The sequence below is a fragment of the Streptomyces sp. UNOB3_S3 genome, assembly GCF_020740895.1.
Lineage (GTDB): Bacteria > Actinomycetota > Actinomycetes > Streptomycetales > Streptomycetaceae > Streptomyces.
Map to the genome: position 1 here is coordinate 1 of NZ_JAILXP010000470.1, position 4,890 is coordinate 4,890.

At 69.2% G+C, this 4,890-nt stretch carries 6 protein-coding genes; all 6 read right to left on the bottom strand.

Annotated elements, in window-relative coordinates:
• A partial coding sequence (locus K6I33_RS31885; RefSeq protein WP_229358032.1) for an MFS transporter occupies positions 1–1,336 on the bottom strand: 1,336 nt, incomplete at its 3' end.
• 361 nt (positions 1,337–1,697) lie between these two features.
• Positions 1,698–2,825: a toxin-antitoxin system HicB family antitoxin gene (locus K6I33_RS31890; RefSeq protein WP_229358033.1), complete on the bottom strand. Its 1,128-nt coding sequence runs from the start codon at positions 2,823–2,825 to the stop codon at positions 1,698–1,700.
• A complete protein-coding gene (locus K6I33_RS31895; protein WP_229358034.1) occupies positions 2,809–3,081 on the bottom strand; it encodes a hypothetical protein in 273 nt (90 codons plus the stop codon). Before K6I33_RS31895 ends, K6I33_RS31890 begins: the two co-directional genes overlap by 17 nt.
• 562 nt (positions 3,082–3,643) lie before the next feature.
• Entirely contained in the window at positions 3,644–4,249 is a 606-nt protein-coding gene (locus tag K6I33_RS36460; RefSeq protein ID WP_229358035.1) for a response regulator transcription factor, read from the bottom strand.
• A gap of 53 nt (positions 4,250–4,302) precedes the next feature.
• A complete protein-coding gene (locus tag K6I33_RS31905; RefSeq protein WP_229358036.1) occupies positions 4,303–4,545 on the bottom strand; it encodes an antitoxin in 243 nt (80 codons plus the stop codon).
• Positions 4,546–4,698: 153 nt separating this feature from the next.
• The coding region (locus K6I33_RS31910; RefSeq protein ID WP_229358037.1) for a hypothetical protein at positions 4,699–4,890 on the bottom strand (192 nt) is incomplete at its 5' end.

Here is a 4,890-nt window from a genome sequence, read left to right on the forward strand (position 1 = left end):
AACCGCGCGCGGTGTCGAGGTCGTGCCCGCGCAGCGGAAGGTTCGTCATCCGGTCGGAGAAGACGGCGCCGTGGATGCTGCCGAGCAGGGCCACACCGAGGCCGACACCGAGCTCGTAGGCGGTCTCGGAGACCGCGCCGGCCTGCCCGGCGCGCTCCGCCGGGACGGCGGAGACGAGGACGGACGCCGAGGCGGTGATCGCCAGCCCGTCGCCGAGGCCGAGCCCGGCCAGGACGACGGCCACGACCGGGTAGGTGGTCGGCTCCGGCGCGAGGGCGAGGAGCAGGAAGCCGCCCGCGAGGGCGCCCAGGCCGGTGGCCAGCACGGCGCGCACCCCGGCGTGGTGCATCAGCCAGGGCGAGCTCAGCGAGCCGGCCAGCATCGCGAGGGCGGAGGGCAGGGTGCGCAGCCCGGCCTCCGAGGGCGAGTAGCCGTGCACGTACTGGAGCCAGAGCGAGATCAGGAACAGCGCGGCGCCGATCGCGAGCATGGCGAGGAGGGTGGCCAGCGCCGCCGCGAGGAACGGGCCCTCGCGGAACAGCCGGACGTCCAGCAGGGGGTCCTCGAGCCGCAGTTGGTGCCAGGCGAACAGGGTGAGCAGGGCCACGCCGAGGAGGAGGGCGCCCACGTCCGAGGGGTGCGGGCTGCCCTTGGCGACGTGCTTGATGCCCCAGGCGAGGGCCACGATGCCGACGATCGACAGGGCCGCGCCGGGCCAGTCGAGCCCGCCGGGATGCGGGGCGCGGTACTCCGGCAGCAGCCGCACGCCCACCGCGACCGTCACGACGACGATCGGGACGTTCACCCAGAACGCCGCCTGCCACTCGAAGTGCTCGACGAGGAACCCGCCCACCAGCGGTCCCACGCAGGCGCCCGCCCCGGCCACGGCGGCCCACACGCCGATGGCCAGGGCCCGTTCCCGGGCGTCGGTGAAGATGTTCCGGATGAGGGAGAGCGTCGAGGGCATCACCATGGCGCCGCCCAGCCCGAGCAGCACCCGGCCGCCGATCAGCTGGACGGAGCTGTGCGCGGTCGCCGCGAGGACGGAGGCGAGGCCGAAGAGCACGAAGCCGAGGAGGAAGAGCCGCTTGCGGCCCCACCGGTCGCCGACCGCGCCGGTGGTGACGAGGAGGCCGCCCAGGATCAGCCCGTAGATGTCGATGATCCACAGCTGTTCCAGCGGGCCGGGCCGGAGGTCGTCGATCAGCGAGGGCAGCGCGACGTTGAGGATGGTGGCGTCCATGGCGACCAGCAGCAGGCTGGCGCACAGCACGGCCAGCATCCCCCAGCGGCCGGCCCCCACCCCATGGCCGTGCTCCTCGGCAGCTCGCGCCATCGGACAGCACCTCACCGTTTCGGGGCCCCGAGCCGCCGGTGGCCGGAAGGCACCGGTCAGCCCAGTCGACCGGATCCCCGGGACGCGCGCAACCGGAGGGGCGGGTGGGGCGGGGCGCGTTCGATAAGAACGGCTACTTGGCCGAAGCGGTGTTGCCGGAAGGGTGCGGATGACCGGCTTGCGGCCGTTGGCGGTGTTCTTGGCCCGAACGATGGCTGGACACCGTCTTTCGGTCAAAGCCGGCCCCGGTCTTCCTAGCCCGCAGCCACCACCACGGCAACTACAACTGCCGTCTGCGCGAGCGACGGATCGCGACAGCCACCGCCCTGCCTGCTACCTCATCGCCCTCAGAGAGATCAGCTTATTCTGTGAGACGTTGCTCGAGGGGCATTGATTGAAGGTCATCCAAAGAGGGTGTCGTGTCGCCTTCGCTAGCCGGAGCCGTAAGCACAGCCGGGTCGATGGTCCCCCAGTTCGCATTTGTATTGGCGAACTGAATTAGGTGTCGTGCTTCCTCGAGGCACCCAGAGCCCAGCCTTGCCAGACGTTGAACCTGCCGCAGCCAAGAGGACTTGGACCCACGATTGCCCTTCTGGTACGACCACTCTCGGAGCGCGGCCACCAGATCGTTCAACCCTGCCTTCTGTTGAGCTTCATCGGAGAGATTCATGCCTTCAAGCAGGCGCGACCATCCCAAGAAGAGTTTGGCGTAGTTGTCGATCGAAGCTACTCGTGAGAGGTAGGCAGCTGCTTCGTTATAGCGGCCCTGAAAGTACAGGAGCTGACCCAGCGAAGAGCTGGAGCGGAGGTTGGTGGGGTCACGATGGACACTCTCACGCAGCAGCGCTTCCGCGAGTTTATGGTGCTTCTCCCGCCGCGCAAGAGAGGCAGCCATACCAAACTCGCGCGCGGCGGCTTCGGCGTGCTCAACGTCGGCTACGATGTTGGCTGCCATCGCGTATACGACACAGGCGAGGTTAGGCTGGCCCCGATCGCGAAGCACTGTCCCGATGCCCTTGAGGGCAGCGATAGCCTGATTCCCCGAGCGCACTGCATCTGCCGCAATACTTTCCGAGATGTCGGAGTCCGTTGATGCAGCCGTCGCCAGTGTGCGTGGCTGGCGAACCCCTTCGGTCAACAAGACCGTGACGAGCTGATTGAGAGAGCAATTCTCCTCTTCGGCTCGCCGACTGAGAGCTTCGTGCACTGAACGGGGAACACGCACCGAAAATCGCCCGCTGAATGAGTCGTTGACGCGACGCGGTTGTGGCACGGAGTCTCCGCGCTCAAGGCTAATCGTGAGCCACTCGCGCAGGATCAGGTTGAGGTTGGCCAGCGCCTCCTCCACAGTGTCGCCGTCAGCGAAACAGCCCGGCAATTCGGGAACGCGAGCCAGGTAGCCGCCATCCTCGTCGGCCAGCACTTCGCGGGACCATGGCAGCTGAAAGAGCTCCTCGGCGCGGGACTGCAGGTCAGCCTGGGGAGACATCGTTCAACACCTCTTCGAGAACCTTCAAGATCGACGTGGTGGTGCCAACCCTGACGGGATTTTTACTGGTCGGGATTGGGAACCTGTGCCCCTTGTGGTGCACTGCCCACCAGTGCGAGCCCTTGGCGCGCGAACGATCGATCTCGAAATCAAGCAATTGGGCAGCTTTCACCAGGGTGTCCGGAGTCTGGGACCTCCGATTCAATCGGATCTCAGCAAGCAGTTTCCGTGCGAGATCCAGATTCGACTCAGCCATCAAGATCACCCGCTACAGCACTATGCACCACACACGGTGCGTTCATGCTACCCACCATAGCTTGTCACTGCATGTGGTGCAAGAGCTCGAACAGAGGCCGGGATACGGCCGGTACCGGACCCCGCACAGCACTACCGGTCCGGCACCTGCTTGCGCCTGCATGCCCGAGCCCCGCTCCGCGCGCGGTGGCTGAGATTGATCCGCTCCCACAAGCCCGTCCGACCCCAAGGGGCCGCTCCCGCACGCCGGGCAAGAAGACAGCCAGCCGCGACGGCGAAGGCTTGCCCGCCTGCGCAGCTCGATGCCAGCCGGAACGTACGACCAGTGCAGGCTGGCGGAAGCCCATCAGCTGTCCGGTTTGGTTCGCCACTACGCAACCGTTTTATCCTTTTTACGCCCTGCGGCATTACAGGCCGGTGGCATCACCCAGCGGCCGACACCCAAACGCGGGGCTGGGCTCCTCGAAAGGCCGCACCGCAGGCCGGACCGCCAGAGGCCGACCGGATTGCCGGCAGGTGCGCGCCGGAACGACCACCGGGCCCTGGTCGAGCCACGGCTTCAGCTAGTCGAGCAGGCCCCGGCGCACGGCCTCGGCGACCGCGGCCGCCCGGTCGGGCACGCCGAGCTTCTCGTACAGCCGCTGGGTGATGGTCTTGACGGTGCTCGCCGCCAGCCGCGACTCGGCCGCGAGCTGCGGGATGCCCTTGCCCTCGGCGAAGCCGCGCAGGACCTGCCGCTCACGTTCGGAGAGATCGACGGCGTCCTCGCCGGCGGACGGCCGGGGCCCGGCCTCCGGGGGCACCGGTCTGCCCTCGGCGGCCGCCAGCACCGCCTCGACGAACTCGGGCCGCTTGGCGTCCTTGGCGAGGTGTCCGGCGGCTCCCTCCCGCAGCGCCCGGTAGACCACGGCCGCGTCGGTGGCCGCCGACAGCAGCACGACCCGGGTCGGCAGCCCGGCCCCGACGACGGCGTGGATCACGGCGACGCCGTCCAGCTTGGGCAGCCGGTAGTCGATCAGGGCCACGTGCGGGACGAGCTCCCGGATGGCGGCCAGCGCCGCGACCCCGTCCTCGGCCTCGGCCCGCACGTCGATCCTGCCGTCGACGCGCAGGCCCCGGACGACACCCTCGCGATAGGCGGGGTGCTCGTCGGCCACCACCACGGTCACTCTCCGGAAGCGCTCCGCCCCCTCGCCCCCCTGGGGTGACCTCCGCGGGCCGGTCACCCCCGGGGTTCCGCGGGCGGTTCCGGGGCGGGGGGAGAGGGCTCGGGCTCGCTCTCCAAGGGGATGGCGGTCTTCGCCGCCTCCTTGCCCTTCTCGATCTTGTCGGAGTGCTCGTGGCCGGTCTTCTCGTCGATGAACGATCCGGCCTTGTCCACCGCTTGTCCGAACTTCTCGGGGTTCTCGGCCGCCGCGTTCCTCCCCTTGCCGACGAGGCCCTTGAGCGTGTCGATGAACGACATGGCGTTCTCCTCCCTGCGCGCCGGGTCGCGGGGCCACGCTGGAGAAGGCCCCTGTCTTCAGCATGCGCACAGCCGGTGAGCGGGCATGCGGGGCACGGGATGGGGTGACCCGAACGGGTGACGGCAGTGCCCATACCGGGTGGGCCCCCTCCCTCACGCGCCCGCCGGCGCCGCGTACGGGGTGCGGACGATCCGTGCGACGTCCTCCGCCACGCCCGTCAGCCAGGCCTCCGCGTCCACCGTCAGCAGGACGCGTGCGGCGTCCACGTGCCCGGCGTGCGAGGCGGCGCTCCGCAGGAGGCCGGACGCGGCGGCCGGGTGGGGGGCCGGATCGGGGAACGGATC